Here is an 18,683-nt window from a genome sequence, read left to right as displayed (position 1 = left end):
TTATCTAAGTGTGATATAGCCCTGGTACTGTCTTAGGTTGTCAGATGTACATCTGTCACCAAGGAATACTGAAGCTATATTGTGCTGTGGCTTTAAGAATGGGAACTCATCCTGCTGTGCCCAAGCTGGCTTTGTAAGATGTGTCTTTGCAAGGTTTACACAAAGCTCATGCCATTCTTCTGGTCCTTCAAACCAAACCTCAACAACTCTATCAAACTGTGCTTCTGGAGCACCGTAGTTTACGATTACCTTGCTACTTACTACTCTGTTTACTCGAACAGATCCTGTAAGGAATGGAACCACTTCTTCATGGAACCATCTTTCTCCTTCTTCCTTACCGCACTCCTCTGGATACTTGATAAGGAACTGCCAACGGAAGTTTGGTCCATCTTCCATTGTTCTATCTTTTCCCTTGAAATCTTCTTCCCAGTTGATTGGAACGAATGAGAAAATAAATGGTGGGAAATCTCCGCCACCTGCTGCGCGACCTGCGTCGCCAGACTCTGAATTATCATGTACTGTTGCGCTTTCTACATCAGGAATGCATCCCTGCCAGCGAAGTACATCCATTGGCATATATTCACAGAAGATGTTGTTTGCCATCTCTGGAAGATGCTCATTTACTAACCAGTAATGCTCTGTAAGCTGCATTGCTCTTGCACCAAATCTATCTCCCTCTGGTGGTGTTGGGTATGCCTGGTAAAACGCATACTTTGTTACATATGGGGAAAACTTGCTGATACTTTCTGGCACATGATGATAGTAAAGCCAGTGCTCAAGCTTAGGTCTGTATTCTTCCTTTGCTAACCCCACATAGATTAAGCTTCTCATTAAGTTAAACTCGTAAGCCATAACGATCCTCCTTCTACATCGGTTAGATAAAACTAACCAACTGAACTTCTCTTTTAGGCACATTTATTGTGCATATTTAACTATTTGAGATAATAACACCGCAGATTCTTGATAAAAAATATCAATATTGTTGGATATTGATAACAAAAATGATATAAGTCTGTTAAATTTTTAACCTATATAATGAAAGAATTTTTTTATCCAGATTTGGATCTAAATGAGAAAAAATTTTCAATAACAAAATTGATATTATTGATGACCACTTTTTAATATTGGACTTAGCCAAAATTTGAGACCTATAATTAAGGCAATCACTTATAAGGAGGTTTTTATGAGCGAAAAGTTTTATGCTAAAAGCCCAGGAAACGAAGGCTACATAAAGAATATGGAAGTTGTCGCATATCACGATGCTGACAATCATTACTTATTCCAGTCACAGTTATATAAAACAGCTGACGGCAAGTATTATCTTTACGGCGGCTGCTTCTACGGATATGGTGTTGAAATTATCGATGTAACAGACCCTGCAAATCCACGTCATGTACAGTACATGCCTGTTATGGATCCAGAGGTTTACCCTTACATGTCTACACCAAAGGTTCAGATTGCAGATGATCTCATGATTGTTTCAAATGGTAACTGTCTTGAGTTTCTTCATGGACCTGCTCCAGAGAAGTACACTCCTGCTCCAGGCGGAGTACATATCTTCTCTCTTAAGGAAGACCCTGAGCATCCTAAGAAGCTTTCATTCTGGTCAACAGGTGATGAGGGTAACCCAGGTGCCGGCGTTCATCGTTTTACATATAACGGTGGCAAATATTTACATCTTTCTGCTACAGCAGTTGGATTTAAGGATTTCATCTACAGAATCGTAGATATTTCAGACCCAACAAACCCACATGAAGTTGGTCGTTGGTGGAATCCTGGTCAGTTCTTCGGTAATCAGACCAAGAAGACTAGAGAAAAAGAATGGAATGGATGGCAGGGCTACAACACTTACCCTGGTTTCGTACATTTCCCATATGTTGATGGCGATACAGCTTACCTTAGTTGCGCTGGTGCCGGATTCAAGATTCTTGATGTTTCAAATCCAGAGTGGCCACAGGTAATCGGTGAAGCTAAAATGACTCCACCTTTCGCTACAAAGTTTGGAGGCGCACTTTGCCATACATTCATGCCTATCCACGGCACAAAGTATGCTATTGGTATGCAGGAAGGCGAGCGTCAGTGGACTTATAACAAAAATGATTTTGATAAGTTCGGCGTACAGGCTATGTGCGGTATTGAGATGTTTGATATCTCTAATCCTGAGGATCCAGTACTTATTTCAGTACTTCCTTATCCTGAGGTGCCAGAGGACTTCCCATATAAAAACTTTAATGATTTAGGATATGGTTATCCTACTTCCTTTGGTCCACACAACCTTCACGAGCCAATGACTGGTAAGCCTTGGCTTGAGGACAGAAGTGACAGAGCTTATGACTGCTACTTCCATGCAGGACTTCGTGTATACGATATTTCTGATCCATACGTACCAAAGGAAATCGCTTACTTCATCCCACCAAACCCAGAGAAGCTTTGCTTCGATGTAAAGATGCCTAACAAGCCTCTTGGCACAGCTGAGGATTTGGTTGTTGATGACAGAGGATACATCTACATGAACGCAATGCATGATGGTGTTTATATCCTTAAATGTTTAGTATAGGTTATTTCTACTAATTTTAAATTCTCCATATATAAATAACAGTTGCCCACGTGACAGCTGTTATTTTTTTGCTATAATAGGTGGCATGAATGATAAACAGATAGAATGTTTTTTAGAAACAGCAAAACATTTAAGCTTTACAAAAGCTGCTCAAAATTTATATCTTCCTCAGCCAGCTGTCAGCAGATATATTTCTGCCTTGGAAGAAGAACTTGGAGTAGATCTTTTCATCAGAGAAAACAGCAGACACATCTCTCTTTCTGATGAAGGAACTCTTTATTTCAATTTCTTCCAGCGCTATTTTGCTGAGCTACACAACATCCGCAAGATGCTTGCCAACACCACCAACCATATCCGCTTGGGATACAACATCGGTTGGAATGTTTCAAGCTTTCTTCCAAAGGTTGTTAACGAATGCCGTAGTGAGGATCCAGACTTTATGATTTCATTTGAATGTCTTGGCTTTAGAGACCTTCTCCAGGCCCTTGAGGACAAGCATTTAGATGCTATTATTACTTCGTCTGATTATGTTGAGGGAAGAGCTGATTTGGTTAGATACAAGTTCACAAGCATACCTCGTATCGTGGTATACTCTGAACTTTTACCAGATTTTGACAAAATAAAAACAGCTGCCGATTTCGCCTCATATACTTTCTATATGATTGACGACCCACGTGTTGGCGAGCTGTGTCAGGACATTGAATTATTATTTAGACCTTATGGTTTTGTTCCAAGATTTACTGCAGTTCCAAACATCAATACAGTGTTTGCCTCTGTAGAAAATGGACTTGGAGTGGCAGTCCTGGATGGTTGGTACCAGGGAATCCACCACCCAGGAATCCATTATTTCAATCTCAATGATCATCTTCCAATCTCTATCGCTTGGAAACGTAATACTATTTCGTCTTCAATTGATATGCTCTATAAAAAGATAAACGAGCATTTCAAATCTAACGATTAAAGACCGCAATCCTTTGCCAGTTGTTCAAAGGCTGGCAAAGAGCGTTCTATCATTTTGTAATCCACACAATATGCAATACGTACATATCCAGGACAACCAAATGTCTTAGTAGAAACTAAGATTATGTGGTTTTTCTTTGCTGCTTTTACAAATTCTTCCTCGTTTTCATATGGAGATTTTACAAGTAAATAAAATGCTCCCTGAGGCTTTACCACTTCAAAGCCAAGATCTGTAAGCTTGCTGTATAAAAGCTTTCTATTCTTATCGTAGAATTCCAAATCTACATCTACATCAAGGCATCTTGATACTACAAGCTGGAATAGAGATGGGGCGTTAATATAGCCTAAGCATCTATTTGCAACAACCATGGCACCAATCATTTCCTCGTAGTAATCCATTCTCTTGGAAAGAGCCATGTAGCCAATTCGCTCTCCTGGAAGGGAAAGAGTCTTGCTGAATGAGTACATGTAAATGCTATTCTTGATGATAGAAGGAATGTAAGGCACTTCATCTCCATCGTATACAAGCTCTCTATATGGCTCGTCTGCGATTACATAAATAGGATGACCCACTCTCTTTTCAGCCTTCTCCAAAATATCTGCTAGCTTCTGAAGTGTAGCTGCAGGATAAACCTTTCCGGATGGATTATTAGGATTGTTTACAATGACACACTTTGTCTTCTCGTTGATAAGCGCATCAAGCTCATCCAAATTCAAATCGAAATCGTCAAGCTTTGCTGGTACAACCTTCAAGATACCACCGTAGTTTGCCACATAGCTTCTATATTCACCAAAATAAGGAGCGAATGCAATTACTTCATCCTCATATCCTAAAAGGGCTCTGAACACGCAATTCATGGCACCAGCAGCCCCTACAGTCATAACAACATCCTCTGGTCCATATCCCATATCAAACTTTTTATTTAAGCTGTTTGCAACGTTTACTCTTACTTCGTCAAATCCCGCATTCTTCATATAACCATGAACATACGCACCAGGATTCTCAGCTAATATATCCTTAATAGACTGAGTAACCTTCTCAGGCACAGGTGCAGCTGGATTTCCCAAGCTGAAATCGTACACATTCTCTGCACCAACTTCAGCCGCAAGCTGCAAGCCCTCCTCAAATAATTTTCTGATTGTGGAACTTCCCGCTACAAGTGCTTCCATGTTCTTCGAAATAACCATTCTTCTCACCCTCTCTGTCACTTTAAATCGTTAAATTACTTTGTATTATATGCCTATTTTCAACCAATGTCCATGCAAAAAAATAACTATTCTGCCAGGAATTTTCTATGAGGACAGGCCACCCTATCGGGGCCCACAGCACCGCCCTGCTTAGCGTGTACAATCACAGATTTATGATTTCCTAAATGTGTAGTCTCCCATATTCATTAGTAGGTGTTCTTACGAAGTTTTACAATTCTATCGGTAAAGTATGGGTGGAGACGGACATACACTACACTTAGTAATCATCAGTCTTAAACTAGCTTTGTATTTATTACTATTTGCTTTGGAGTGAACTTAGAAAAATAAAAAGAGATATTTGATATGAATTGGCAGCTGCTGCTAGGACGGCAGCAGCAGTGGTCACTTGAAACACGATGTTGAATGTGCCACGGTGCCAATACATACAAATATCTCTTTTTTAATTTTTCTTGGTGAACGGAGTAGCAAAAGTAATAATACAAAGACTAGTTAAGACAAGATGATTATATAAACAACATTGTCCGTCCCACCCACACATTACCTTCGAATAGTAAAAGCCTCGTAAGTACACCTACATATGGGAGACTTTACACATTAAGGAAATCTATAAATCTGCTCAAATGATACACGCTAAGCAGGGCGGTGCTGTGGGTCCCGGTAGGGTGGCCTGTCCTCATCCCATTAGTGGAGGTGAGAATAGTTAATTCATGCTGCTTCGAGAGATTGTGAGGATGTCATGGAGGATTTCTTTGGTGCTTTCCATGTCAGCTTCACAATCTTGATTAAGAGTGATGCTAGATTCTGAAGATGCAGCAACTTCCTGTGATGTTGCAGATAGGTTGCTGATAGCATCCATTACTTTACTGTTAGCATCTACACAGCCATCTACGTTGTCGGAAATCATCGCTACGCGGCGAGCAAGATCTGTGATTTTCTCAAGGATAATTTCAAATTTTTCTCCAGTTTCTGCAATCATTTCGCCCTGCTGATTTGCTGAGTCCACACTCTTTTGCATGTTTGTAGATGCTGTATTTACACGCTGGATTAATTCGTCTATTGTTGCTGAAATCTGCTCTGCTGATTCTTTTGTATGCTCTGAAAGGGCACGGATTTCGTCTGCTACTACTGCAAAGCCTTTACCAGCTTCACCTGCTCTGGCGGCCTCTATAGAAGCGTTAAGTGCAAGAAGATTTGTCTGGCCAGAGATATCAAGAATTGTACCTACGATATCCTTTACTGTCACTGCAGATTCCTGAAGTTCACTTGTCATTGTGGCTGTCTCTGCGTTAATTGTAGATGCCTCATCAGATTTTGCACGAAGCTCTTCAATAAGAGCATTACCATCACTGATGTTTTCTGATACCTCGTCTGAATTTCGTCTCATCGCTCTAGCCTGATGTGCAATCTCTTCCAATGAATCTGTGATATTAGAGTTCATTTCTGTTTGAGTCTGAATGGCCTCTGCTGTAAGGTTTACAGACTCGCTAATCTGCTGTGCTGCTTCTGCACTTGAGCTAACCTTTGAAGCCAAGGATTCCATTGCATCATTTGCATCCTCAAGCTTCTTAGCAATAGTAATACCTGTATTTTTAATAACCTCAGAACTTTCTTCTTGAAGTCTTACATTCTCTTCGATTTCATCCATTGTTTCTTTGTTCTGAAGTGAATTAAGGCGCACATAGAATATACCCATAAGAGAAAGTAATACCATGAATATAGTATCTGTCATGACTGCAAAATGTCTGTCTGCCACTTCCACAGAAAACATATAAAACAATGGGATATATAACAAATTAATTACTGCTGTAATTATTGATGTAGCTATAGTCAGTTTCACATCGTTAAACAAAAGGGAAAGAATAATAAATGATGGTCCGAATGCCCACATGTATGTGACATGAACAGATCCTGCCATCATTACAGCGTATCCAATGAGCATTGAGCCTAACATCAAATATCTGCCTCTGGTTCTATGACTATATCGTAAGTATGCATAGATTGAGCAAATAAACATTATAATCTGTATGATAGACATAGTTGTGGTATTTACAAATGAAAATCCCACTCGCTGATCACTATAGAGAATGGTGGCAGCCAATTCGAACACTTGAATAATACATGCCAACTTAAATCCTAGCTTGTTACTTTCATATATGTGTCTTTCCTTCAAATCCATAAATAGTCCTCCTATCCCTTATAATTAAGAGAATATATTGATTTTCATTTATTTTCAACAAGGTTCACAGTTTGTTACGCTTTTTTAGCATAAATGTTCATTAATAGTCTTTTGTAACAATAAAAAATACCTTCCTGAAATATCATTCCAAGAAGGTATTATAACTTAAATTAATTATTCTGTTACAACGTTTTCATTAACATCATCAGCATTTTCTTTATTGAATTCGCCTGCTGCTAATTTCTTTTCATAACGTGTGTAAATGATCCAGGCTGCTAATCCAAAGATTACAGGACCACTTAATGACCAGAATGTAGTCTTAAAATCGCCATCAAGAGCTGGCTGAATAATAGCAAATGCGTTTGCAAAGAACAATGTAAGAGTTACAACATAGCCCCAGATATTTGCAGACTTCTGTGTCTTGAATACTTCGAAGCTTCTGTCGATGTTCTTCATCTTCTTAAACTTAGGGAATGCAAATGAAATAAACATGTATGGTACTGTCATACCAACGTTTACCATTGCTGTAAGGATAACGAAGAACTGCTGCATTGTGTCTCCACCAAATGAAACTAAAAGAATCATGATACAAACGATTGCACACTGAATCCACATAGCGTTCTTTGGCATACCGTCCTCTGCAATTTCACCCATCTTACCTGGCCAAAGCTCCTTTGGAGTTCCGTCGATAATCTGCTTAAGTGGTGAATATACAAGTGTAAACATAGCACCCATAAGTGCAAGAAGCATGATAAGTGCGTATACTCGAGCGAATCCATGAGCAAGAGCTACCTGTGTAGCTGCTGAAGCGCCAAATGCCTTACCAAATGCTGCTGCAAAGTTTGACATGATTACGTATGAAACATTTCCAAGTGTAATATTGTCTGAGCCAAGGATTTCGCTGTAGTTTGTAAATGAACCTACAAGCATGATAAGAAGTGCATAACCAACTACGATTACCATAGCTGCTGTTACGATTCCCTTAGGGAAGTTCTTCTTTGGGTTCTCTGTCTTATCAACAAGACCACCAACTGCTTCGATTCCGCCGTAAGCGAAAAGTGCATATACAATAAATGATAAAATCATGATAGGGCTGCCCTGGTAAGCTGCGTTAAGAGGAACCATCAATGACTCTGTGCCAAGGAATGGCTGCTCAAGCTGTCCGTGACGAGCGATAATCATAACGATTGAACCAACTACTACCATGATGTTGATTACAAGAACTGCTGTACCACCGATTGATGTAACCTTGCTAATCTTATCAATACCCTTTGAATCAAAGTATGTGATAAAGATAAAGAAGATGATTGCCATGATACCAAGAAGTCTTGAGCCAGAAAGAATTTCTGAACCAAAGAAAGACCAGCTTGATGTACAATCTTCACCGAAAATAAGGTTTGATACAGGTACCCAGATACCTGATGAAACATTTACCATCCAAAGTACATATGATGTGTACCACATGAATGTTCCAATGAATGCATACTTAGGACCTACTGACTTGCACATCCAAGAATACATACCACCTGTCTCATCCTTAAATGCAGAACCAAACTCTGCTACCATAAATGCAAATGGTATAAAGAATAAAATACCAGCAATTACAAACCAAGGAATTGCTGCATATCCCATTAAGTAATATGAACGTGGGATATTGTTAAATCCGTATACTGATGTAAAGATCATCAGTATGAGGGCCATTAGCCCTAATTTCTTTTCTTCTTTCATTACTACTTCCTTTATAAAATATATTCTTTATTTAATTTTCCTATACACGCAGCGTCCTCGATTATACCATGATTCTCAATGTTTTTAGGGCTCTTAAACACAGAAAATACAATACATTAGCACTTTAAACTTTAGAACTTTAAACACTAAAATTTCATGCAACAAAAAAACCTCCCTGGATATTTCTATCCAAGAAGGTTTTAAAAACTTATTTTAGTATAACTTTGCACCAGCTGGGATGTGGTTGTCAATCATGAGAAGATGAAGCTCTTCATCCTCGCTGTCCTTAAGGTTGTTAACAGCGCTAAGAAGCATACCGCATGATTCAATTCCCATCATTGCTCTAGGTGGAAGGTTTGTAATAGCTACAAGTGTCTTACCAACAAGCTCCTCTGGCTCATAGAATGCATGAATTCCCGAAAGGATTGTGCGGTCTATGCCTGTACCGTCATCAAGTGTGAACTGAAGAAGCTTCTTTGACTTTGGTACTGCCTGGCAAGCCTTTACCTTTACTGCTCTGAAATCACTCTTTGAGAATGTCTCGAAATCAACCTGCTCCTCGAAAAGTGGCTCGATCTTAACATTTGAGAAATCGATGCTAGAATTTGGAGCAAAGAATCCATTATCAGCACCTGCTGCCTGTGGCTTTGCAGGGTTAAGTGACTTCATAGTTGGGAATAATAATACGTCACGGATTGCAGCGCTATCTGTAAGAAGCATGCAAAGTCTGTCGAGACCGTATCCGATACCGCCTGTAGGTGGCATACCAATTTCAAGTGCGTTAAGGAAGTCCTCATCTGTGTGCTCAGCTTCGTCATCACCAGCTTCTGCATTTGCATCCTGTGCTGCGAAACGCTCACGCTGATCGATTGGATCGTTAAGCTCTGAGTATGCGTTACACATCTCCCATCCGTTGATGAAGAGCTCGAAACGCTCTACCTTTGTAGGGTCAGATGGCTTCTTCTTTGTAAGTGGAGAAATCTCGATTGGATGATCCATAATAAATGTAGGCTGGATAAGATTCTCCTCACAGAACTCCTCGAAGAAGAGGTTAAGGATATCGCCCTTCTTGTGACGATCCTCAAACTCGATACCCTTCTCACGAGCAAGTGCCTTTGCAGCCTCATCGTCTGCAACTGTATCAAAATCGATGCCTGCGTACTTCTTAACAGCATCTGTCATTGTAAGTCTTTCGAATGGCTTGCCAAGGTCGATTTCTACTCCGTTGTAAGAAATCTTTGTAGAACCAACAACCTTTTCAGCAAGATATCTGAACATGCTCTCTGTGAGCTCCATCATACCTTCGTAATCTGTGTATGCCTGGTAAAGCTCCATAAGAGTGAACTCTGGGTTGTGACGAGCATCAACACCCTCGTTACGGAATACACGGCCAATCTCAAATACACGCTCAAGGCCACCAACGATAAGTCTCTTAAGGTAAAGCTCAAGAGAGATACGAAGCTTACGCTCCTCGCCAAGTGCATTGTAGTGTGTGAAGAATGGACGAGCTGCTGCACCACCTGCGTTCTCAACAAGCATAGGTGTCTCAACTTCCATGAAATCACGGTTTGCAAGGAAGTTACGGATTTCACGCATCATAAGTGAACGCTTAATAAATACATCCTTTGAATCCTTGTTCATGATAAGGTCAACATAACGCTGACGATAACGTGTGTCTGTATCTGTAAGACCATGGAACTTCTCTGGAAGAATCTGAAGTGACTTTGAAAGAAGAGTCATTTCCTCAGCATGGATAGAAATCTCACCTGTCTTTGTTCTGAATGCATATCCCTTAACACCGTAGATATCACCGATATCTGACTTCTTGAAATCTGCATATGAATCTTCGCCGATTGCGTCACGTGCTACATAAACCTGAATGCTGTTCTGTAAATCCTGGATATTGCAGAAGCTTGCCTTACCCATAACACGCTTAAACATCATACGACCTGCAATGCTAACGTGGATTGGATCTGCATCCATGATAGCACGACGCTCGTTGTAATCATCATTAATGGCCTGCTTTGCAGCCTCCTCATCCATTCCATCTGTGTTAACAGCTGGACGACCTGCTAAAAGCTTTGCCTCATGCTCCTCGTAAAGAGCGCGAACTTCATCGCTGTGATGAGTCTGATCGAATTTTGTGATTTGGAATGGATCCTTGCCAGCTTCCTGAAGTGCAGAAAGCTTTTCACGGCGAACCTGAAGTAACTGATTAATATCCTGCTCTGCCATAATTTCTCCTTATCTATTTAAAAACATTTTAATTATTGTCAAACTACTTAATTATAGTCTAGTTTCCTCAATTGTGTCAAGGAACTATACTATCTGCTGGAGCCATACATCGCTCTTTACCATGAAATATCCCATGATGTTTTTGATGATTTCTGTTCCCTGAACAAAGAAGTACACCCAAACAATTCCAAGGCCTGTAAAATGAGCCAACACAAATGCTAGTGGAGCCATAACAACCCATGTAAACACTGAGTCGAACAGGAATGTTACAAGAGTCTTGCCGCCTGAACGAAGCGTAAAGTATGAGCAATGGCTAAATGAACAGAATGGCATCCATAGTGCAGCTACTGCAATGAACTTTGTAGCAAGTGCTCTGATTTCAGGTGTTACATTGTAAATGTGAGGGAACAATCCTCCAAACGCAAACATGATAACCGCCATGATAGTACAGCAGAATACGCTAAAGGCAATCATCTTGTTATCAGCATCCTTTGCTTCCTCAAGCTCACCTGCACCAAGGTATTGTCCAACAATAATGCTGATACATGCACCAAGCTGGATGAATACAATATTAAACAGGTTTCCTACTGTATTTGAAATACTAAGTGCAGTAAGTACATTCATTCCACGTATTGAGTAACTCTGTGTTACTGCGCTGACACCTGCTGCCCAAAGTACCTCGTTAAGCATAAGTGGCGCACCTTTGATAAGAATCTGGTTGAATATCTTTCTTGGGATTCCAAAACCAAGGTAAGCTCCTGCAAGATATTTGTTTTTGTCTGCGTGAGTGTGAGCCCAAATGATTACGATGGCTGCTTCGATATATCTTGCAATAACTGTTGCGATTGCGGCGCCTTCTACACCAAGCTGAGGGAATGGTCCAAATCCGAAAATCAAGCAGTAGTCCAAAATAGCGTTTGTAGCAACTGCAACCATACCTGCAACCATTGGCACTACCGTCTGACCAGTTTCTTTGATATTGGTAGCGTATGCTTGGTTTACAGCGAAAGGTATCAAACCAATCAAAATAATACTTAAGTATTGAAGTCCAAGTGAAAGTGCAAGCTCTGGAGATGCGCCTTCGCTTTCTGTAAGGAAAAGGGAAATAAGCTGGCTTCCCCAAACCTTAAACATCAAAATACCTAGTATAGTTACAAGCAATGTGGTGTAGAGCTTAAATCGAAAAGTGTACATATGACCCTTGTGGTCGCCCTTACCGAAGTACTGAGCTCCGTAGATACTTCCTGCGGAAGCTGCACCAAAAACTGCCAGTGAAAAAACAAAGTTTAACTGATTGACTGTTGCGACAGCAGATATTGCTTCCTGTCCCAATTGTCCAACCATGATATTATCCAGGAAACTTACAAAGTTTGTAATTGCATTCTGGATAATCATAGGTGTTGCCAGGAAAATATATCGTCTGTAAAACGCCTTGTCACCGATGTATTTTTTCTTAAGTCTAGCTAGCATATTTTCCTCCTTTTGTTATGTGATTAATTTATAGGTACAAAAAAAGCGGCCCTGAATAGGCCGCTTTAATGTGCGATATTACTTGTTCTTCTTTGCAGCAAGAATCTTGTACTGGAATTCTCCAGCTTCTGTCTCTACTGTAACTGTATCGCCCTTCTTGTGTCCAAGAATAGCCTTACCTACAGGAGACTCGTTAGAAATCTTGCCCTTAAGGCTGTTTGCCTCTGTAGAACCTACGATTTTGTACTCAACTTCCTCGTCAAACTCTACATCAAGAAGTGTAACGGTCCATCCAATGTTAATGTTCTTTGTATCGTGTTCTTCTGTAACGACCTCAGCGTTTTTAAGAATCTTTTCGATTTCTTCGATACGAGCTTCGATATCTCTCTGCTCATCCTTAGCTGCATCGTATTCAGCGTTCTCAGAAAGGTCGCCCTGCTCACGAGCTTCCTTAATCTTCTGTGATACTTCTTTACGTTTATTGACCTTGAGATCCTCAAGTTCGTCCTCTAATATTCTAAGTCCTTCAGCAGTAAGTAAATTCTTCTTTGCTTCCATATTATTTCCTCCAGGGTCTATCATTTTCAAAAGAGCCTTGCTAAGCAAGACCCTACTAACTTCAATAACTTAGTGAATTATAAGCCACCCACATATTGATGTCAAGAATTCCAAATTAATTCATAAATTATTTAAAATTTGCCAAAAAGTTGTAGAAAAGAGCTTCTAATTCTTCGTATGATTCTACGTCATTTATCATGCCTCTCAGCTTGCTTGCACCCTTGTATCCTGCTGTGTACCAAGCTGCATGCTTTCGCATTTCTCTAATTCCAAGATAATCTCCCTTAAACTCGATTTGAAGTCTGGCATGACGAAGCATTGTGTCTATCATTTCCTCGATAGGTGGTTTGCCAATCAGCTCTCCTGTCTCAAAGTAGTGAAGAATCTGATGGAAAATCCAAGGGTTACCTTGGGCTCCACGACCAATCATAAAACCATCGCAGTTTGTCTGCTCCTTCATGGCAATCACATCCTTTGCATCAAGAATATCGCCGTTGCCAATTACAGGAATTGATACTGCATTTTTTACATCAGCAATAATACTCCAATCAGCCTTTCCAGAATAGTATTGCTCACGGGTTCTTCCGTGGACTGCAACGGCAGCTGCACCTGACTCCTGTGCAATGTGAGCCATCTCCACCGCGTTAACATGTTCATCGTCAAATCCCTTACGAATCTTAACTGTGACAGGCTTGTCGATTGCCTTTACCATCTTTTCGATGATTTCGCCCGCCAATTTAGGATTCTTCATAAGAGCAGAACCGTCGCCGTTATTAACTACCTTTGGAACAGGGCATCCCATATTGATATCAAGGATATCGAAATTACGATGCTCGATTTTTGCTGCCATGGCTGCCATGATATCTGGGTCCGAGCCAAAAAGCTGAAGGCTAACTGGGCGTTCTCTTTCATCAACAGTAAGAAGACTTTCGGTGTTCTTGTTGTTGTAGTAAATGCCTTTGGCGCTGACCATTTCCATGCAGCAAAGAGCCGCTCCCTGTTCCTTGCATAACAGACGAAATGGCAGGTCTGTTACGCCTGCCATTGGTGCCAAAATTAAATTATTGTCTAGAGTTACATTTCCAATTTTTAATTTATTAATCATTATCTCTTTTGCTTGTTATAAATAAACTTCATTCCATAGAGTGTAAGATTTGGATTGTAGATGTCGATGCACTTTGTTTCGCTTGCGATAAGATTTCCAAGTCCACCTGTTGCTACAACCTTCACATTATCATAGCCACTCTCTTCTATCATGTGTTTTACGATGTATTCTGTCTGACCAATCTGACCGTATACAAGACCTGCCTGCATAGATGAGATTGTTTCCTTTGCAAGAATCTTTTCAGGCTTCTTGATTTCGATTTCAGGAAGCTTTGCTGCATCCTCCCAAAGAGCCCTTGCGCTGATGCGGATACCAGGTGCTGTTACACCTGAAACAAATGCTCCATTTCCATCTACCAAATCGTATGTGGTAGCTGTGCCGTAATCAATTACGAGAACTGGACCACCGTAGAGCTCATATGCGCCTGCTGCATCAACAATTCTATCTGCACCAATCTGCTTTGGATTCTCTGTAGCGATGCGGATGCCTGTCTTGATACCAGCCTCAACGATGATAGGCTGAATATCGAAGTACTTAATGATTGCACTTGTAAGAGAGTGCATTACATTTGGAACTACAGATGCGATGATAACATCGTTTACCTTTGATGCATCCAAATCGTTTGAACGAAGGATATCCTTGATTACGATACCGAACTCATCTGATGTTCTGTTTATCTTTGTAGTGATACGGAAGTTGCCAAGAAGAGTATCTCCATCAAAAACTCCCATAGTGATATTTGTATTTCCAACGTCGATTGTAAGTAACATTACATGCCCTCCCCAAGGAAAACTACTTTATAGTATGTCTCAAGTGCTTCGAATAACTCTGTACGTTCTCTCTGCATTCTTTTTACTTCAAGTGCAGAGCCAATCTCGTCATAGAGTAAATCATCCTCGTTGTGATCTACGTCAATTCTGAGACTGCCATCCTCTTCGTAGATGAACTGAATTGTTCCACTAACTTCTTCAGTGTACATAACGCACATGATTTTTAATTCATCCTTAATCATTGGAGGGAGTCCCTCGAAGTCCGGATTCAAATAAAATTTTTTAGTGTAGCAGCTGGCGCCGCATAATACTACTTCTTCTTCCATATCAAATGTATCCATAGATTCCTCTAACAGAAACCTCTCCTGTACTAATTATTTGTTGCTGACCGTCAACTTCTATGATGAGCTGGCCGCGGTCATCGATTCCTCTAGCAATCGCTTCGTAGGAATTCTCCTGAGCCTCTATTCTAACACGTTCGTTCAGATTAGCAAGATATCTTTCGTATTCTTCCTTAAGGCCGGACATATCCTGAGTCTTTATGAAGATGTTGTAGTACTTCTGAAAGCTCTCCCAGATTGCCTTTGTGATTTCGGAACGATGTCCTTTTTCCCCGGATTGCTTTTTAAGCTCAATATCCACAGATGTGGCCTTGAATGCAATCTCCTCTGGGAACTGAGTGTTGTGAACATTGACACCAATACCTACTACAACATACCAAACCTTGTTGTCCTTCATTTCCATCTCTGTCAGGATTCCACAGATTTTCTTGCCGCCCAACACGATATCATTTGGCCATTTTATTTTGCCTTCTAAGCCATATAGATTTGATAATGCATCTCTCACTGCCATTGCTGCAACTACAGTGATTGTTGGAATGGCCTCTAATGAAATATCATCCGGTGTAAGCAAGAGTGAAGTGGAAACTGAATCCTTTGTAGGTGATTCCCACTTTCTTCCGATGCGCCCCTTGCCAGCTGTTTGTGTGCCTGCTGAAATAACTAGCCCCTGTGCCTCATTTTCATGAGCACGTTCTTTAATTCTGTCGTTTGTTGAATCTACTGATTCGTAATATTCGTATCGTATTTCCTCTAACATGAACCTAATGTTGCATACATAATAGCCTTGATGGAATGCATGCGGTTTTCTGCCTCATCAAATACTATTGAATGCTCGCCTTCAAAAATTTCGTCTGTAACTTCCATACAGTCTATTCCAAATTTGTCGTGAATCTGCTTGCCGATTGTAGTATTCAAGTCGTGGAAAGCAGGAAGGCAGTGCATAAATTTTGCATCTGGCTTTGCATAAGAAAATGCCTTTGCATTAACCTGATATGGGCTAAGATCATTAATACGCTCTGCCCAAACCTCATCAGGCTCGCCCATTGATACCCACACATCTGTGTAGATAACATCAGCATCCTTGCAGCCCTCTGCTACATCCTCTGTAAGTGTGATTGTAGCTCCTGTCTTGCTTGCAATGTCCTGGCACTGCTTTACAAGTGACTCCTCTGGGAAATATTTTTTGTTTGTGCAAGCTACGAAATCCATACCCAACTTTGCACAAGTGACCATAAGGGAATTACCCATATTATAACGGGCATCGCCCATATATACAAACTTTATTCCCTCAAGTTTGCCAAAATGTTCTTTGATTGTCATCATATCTGCAATCATCTGAGTTGGATGTGATTCATTTGTTAGACCATTCCATACAGGAACACCTGCATATTTTGCCAAATCTTCAACAATAGTCTGCTCAAATCCACGATACTCTATTCCATCATACATGCGACCAAGGACGCGAGCTGTATCGGCGATAGATTCTTTTTTGCCAATCTGAGAACCTGATGGATCAAGATAAGTTACATTAGCTCCCATGTCGTAAGCTGCAACTTCAAATGAACATCTGGTACGTGTTGATGTCTTCTCAAAAATCAATGCAATATTCTTTCCGGCCATGTAATCTTTTTGAGACTTACCCTGCTTCTTTTCAGCCTTAAGCTGAATAGATAAATCAATAAGATAATTGATTTCCTCAGTAGTTAAATCCAACATCTTTAAATAGTTCTTTCCCTTTAAGCTCATAACGTACCTCCTTAGTGATGTATATTTATGCATTTATTGTAATTAATTATGCATTATACAATAAAAGAGCTCTTGGGTAAAGCCCAAGAGCTCGGATTTTTGCATCAATATATCAAAACTAATAGAAAACGTGGTTACCAATGATAAGTCCATCTTTTGAACCTGCACGTCTAAAGTGTGTTGCGCCACCTGTTGTATCAACACCTGCAAGGGCATCATAAGCTGCCTGGATACAAGAAGCCTTTGGTCCCTTAGAGATAACTGATGACATACGTGAAGTTGCAAACTGTCCCTTTGCGAAAATAACTCCGCTGATAGTGTTTGCATAAGAACCGCTGCGAACTCTGTTCATAACAACAGAACCAACTGCAACCTGTCCCTCGTAAATCTCATTACCTGCTTCAATCTGAATGATTGCTGCAAGAAGAGTAACATCATCTGCAGAATCAATAATGCTTTGATTTGCTGCAGCGGCAGCAGCTGCTGCCTCCTTTGCCTGACGTGCTGCTTCCTCTGCTGCAGCCTTAGCCTCTGCCTCTTCTTCAAGAGTGATGGCTTCGCCAGTAACCATGTCCACCTGGACATACTCTGCCTTAACATATCCTGATACGTCTGCTGATGTAACTGCTACCCAGCCGTCAACTTCCTCTGCATCAGAATTAACTGTAAGCTTTGTTCCCTCAGAAACAACCTTGAGGATGCTAGAATCCTCTGATGCTTCGCTACGAATGCGAAGGCCTGCTACATCTGTTGTAGCGTATGTATCACATACATCCATTGCAAGCTCATAAGCTTCGATGCCTGTGACGCAGAAATCTGCTGATACAAAGCCGTGTGCATTACCTGACTCGATTTCGTACCATCCGTCAAAAACATCTACGAGTGTAGCAACATCGCCAGAACGAAGCTTTCCAATAACTTCTGAATCTGAGCTGGCTTCTGAACGAATAGAAAGATAATCTTCAACCTGTGCCATAACCTTGTCTGCCCACTCATCGTATTCATCTTCTAAATCAGGCTCAACCTGATCTGTTGTAGACGCAACCACTGTAACATCCGCTGATGCATAAACCAGACTTGAATCTCCTGCTGTGAGCTCCATTGATGATACTGCTGAGAATACACCTGCTGTGCTAGTTGGCTGAACTTCTACAGCTGTAGTAGAAACCTCTTCCTCAGGTGCGCCTGTGTATGCGCCTGTAAATAAGAGCATCAATGCTACTGCAAGAGCTCCTGACTGCATAGTACGTTTATTGATATACTTTCGATTCTTATCGTACGCTGCAGCAAGATAATTGCTAAATTTAACCATAAGCCTCCGTTGTTTTTTACAAAAAAATTCTATTTATTACAACTTTGTTACAAAGGCTAATATAACATTATTACATTTTTTTGTCAAATTACGGCATCAATACAGTCCCAAAGCTCTTGATATTTGATTGGTTTTTGGATGCAATACTTAGCTCCCATAAGCTTATATTTAAGCAAATCTGTCTTCTGTCTGCCTGAGCAAACTATGATTTTGGCATGCTCATCAAGCTGGAGTAATTTATCTATCAGCCAGTCTCCGCCGATGCCACCCTTCATCATAATATCTGTGATTACTACATCAGGATGAAATACTTCATACATTGTGTATGCGTCGTAACAATCCTGTGCCTCGATAATTTCTGCATCATCAGAAAGAATTCTTTCCAAAGTGCGTCTTGCAAAAAGTTCGTCATCAACTATTAATACTTTCATTAACTATTCCCCTACTATTATATAAAGTCATAGTCTTTCTTTACCTTTTCTATAGGTTTGACTATGCTATTTTAAGATACTGTGG

At 40.5% G+C, this 18,683-nt stretch carries 16 protein-coding genes; 2 read left to right on the top strand and 14 right to left on the bottom strand.

Features of this window, described 5'->3' with window-relative positions; translation table 11 throughout:
* The gene (locus E7274_RS05810) at nt 1–852 is read right to left on the bottom strand and encodes an acetyl-CoA hydrolase (RefSeq protein ID WP_304174480.1); all 852 of its coding nucleotides are present in this window, start codon (nt 850–852) and stop codon (nt 1–3) included.
* A gap of 331 nt (nt 853–1,183) precedes the next feature.
* On the opposite strand from E7274_RS05810, the gene E7274_RS05805 reads away from it, so the two are divergent.
* Both E7274_RS05805 and E7274_RS05800 read left to right on the top strand, forming a co-directional pair.
* Nucleotides 1,184–2,557 (top strand): LVIVD repeat-containing protein, encoded by a 1,374-nt coding sequence (locus E7274_RS05805; RefSeq protein WP_033152732.1) that lies wholly within the window; start codon nt 1,184–1,186, stop codon nt 2,555–2,557.
* A gap of 85 nt (nt 2,558–2,642) precedes the next feature.
* On the top strand, nt 2,643–3,518 hold the full coding sequence (locus E7274_RS05800) for a LysR family transcriptional regulator (protein ID WP_304174478.1): 876 nt from the start codon (nt 2,643–2,645) through the stop codon (nt 3,516–3,518).
* Here the strand turns inward: E7274_RS05800 and E7274_RS05795 are convergent.
* From E7274_RS05795 to E7274_RS05735, 13 genes are all read right to left on the bottom strand, one after another.
* Nucleotides 3,515–4,705, bottom strand: a complete 1,191-nt coding sequence (locus tag E7274_RS05795; RefSeq protein ID WP_304174476.1) for a pyridoxal phosphate-dependent aminotransferase — start codon at nt 4,703–4,705, stop codon at nt 3,515–3,517. The two genes, E7274_RS05800 and E7274_RS05795, sit on opposite strands and share 4 nt — an antisense overlap.
* A 721-nt stretch (nt 4,706–5,426) precedes the next feature.
* Nucleotides 5,427–6,902 (bottom strand): methyl-accepting chemotaxis protein, encoded by a 1,476-nt coding sequence (locus E7274_RS05790; protein WP_304174474.1) that lies wholly within the window; start codon nt 6,900–6,902, stop codon nt 5,427–5,429.
* Nucleotides 6,903–7,076: 174 nt separating this feature from the next.
* Complete coding sequence (yjeM, locus tag E7274_RS05785) at nt 7,077–8,630, bottom strand: glutamate/gamma-aminobutyrate family transporter YjeM (protein ID WP_304174472.1); 1,554 nt, start codon at nt 8,628–8,630, stop codon at nt 7,077–7,079.
* Between the two features lie 213 nt (nt 8,631–8,843).
* Entirely contained in the window at nt 8,844–10,865 is a 2,022-nt protein-coding gene (gene lysS, locus E7274_RS05780; protein WP_304174470.1) for a lysine--tRNA ligase, read from the bottom strand.
* A gap of 84 nt (nt 10,866–10,949) precedes the next feature.
* Nucleotides 10,950–12,335 (bottom strand): MATE family efflux transporter, encoded by a 1,386-nt coding sequence (locus E7274_RS05775; protein WP_304174468.1) that lies wholly within the window; start codon nt 12,333–12,335, stop codon nt 10,950–10,952.
* Nucleotides 12,336–12,413: 78 nt separating this feature from the next.
* Nucleotides 12,414–12,893 (bottom strand): transcription elongation factor GreA, encoded by a 480-nt coding sequence (gene greA / locus E7274_RS05770; RefSeq protein ID WP_044936502.1) that lies wholly within the window; start codon nt 12,891–12,893, stop codon nt 12,414–12,416.
* Nucleotides 12,894–13,020: 127 nt separating this feature from the next.
* The gene (gene dusB, locus E7274_RS05765; RefSeq protein ID WP_304174466.1) at nt 13,021–13,998 is read right to left on the bottom strand and encodes a tRNA dihydrouridine synthase DusB; all 978 of its coding nucleotides are present in this window, start codon (nt 13,996–13,998) and stop codon (nt 13,021–13,023) included.
* On the bottom strand, nt 13,998–14,768 hold the full coding sequence (locus tag E7274_RS05760) for a type III pantothenate kinase (RefSeq protein WP_033152712.1): 771 nt from the start codon (nt 14,766–14,768) through the stop codon (nt 13,998–14,000). Before E7274_RS05760 ends, dusB begins: the two co-directional genes overlap by 1 nt.
* Nucleotides 14,768–15,109, bottom strand: a complete 342-nt coding sequence (locus E7274_RS05755; RefSeq protein WP_330371741.1) for a DUF6145 family protein — start codon at nt 15,107–15,109, stop codon at nt 14,768–14,770. Before E7274_RS05755 ends, E7274_RS05760 begins: the two co-directional genes overlap by 1 nt.
* A complete protein-coding gene (locus E7274_RS05750) occupies nt 15,096–15,866 on the bottom strand; it encodes a biotin--[acetyl-CoA-carboxylase] ligase (protein ID WP_304174464.1) in 771 nt (256 codons plus the stop codon). Before E7274_RS05750 ends, E7274_RS05755 begins: the two co-directional genes overlap by 14 nt.
* Nucleotides 15,860–16,855 (bottom strand): ornithine carbamoyltransferase, encoded by a 996-nt coding sequence (gene argF, locus E7274_RS05745; protein ID WP_304174462.1) that lies wholly within the window; start codon nt 16,853–16,855, stop codon nt 15,860–15,862. Before argF ends, E7274_RS05750 begins: the two co-directional genes overlap by 7 nt.
* A gap of 118 nt (nt 16,856–16,973) precedes the next feature.
* Nucleotides 16,974–18,167, bottom strand: coding sequence for a cell wall hydrolase (locus tag E7274_RS05740; RefSeq protein ID WP_304174460.1), 1,194 nt, complete (start codon nt 18,165–18,167; stop codon nt 16,974–16,976).
* An 83-nt stretch (nt 18,168–18,250) separates the two neighbouring features.
* Nucleotides 18,251–18,598: a response regulator gene (locus E7274_RS05735; RefSeq protein ID WP_090481086.1), complete on the bottom strand. Its 348-nt coding sequence runs from the start codon at nt 18,596–18,598 to the stop codon at nt 18,251–18,253.
* Nucleotides 18,599–18,683 lie beyond the last annotated feature (85 nt).

The organism is Pseudobutyrivibrio ruminis, from assembly GCF_015057245.1.
Taxonomy (GTDB): domain Bacteria; phylum Bacillota; class Clostridia; order Lachnospirales; family Lachnospiraceae; genus Pseudobutyrivibrio; species Pseudobutyrivibrio ruminis_E.
This window is presented reverse-complemented; position numbering and strand designations above follow the sequence as displayed.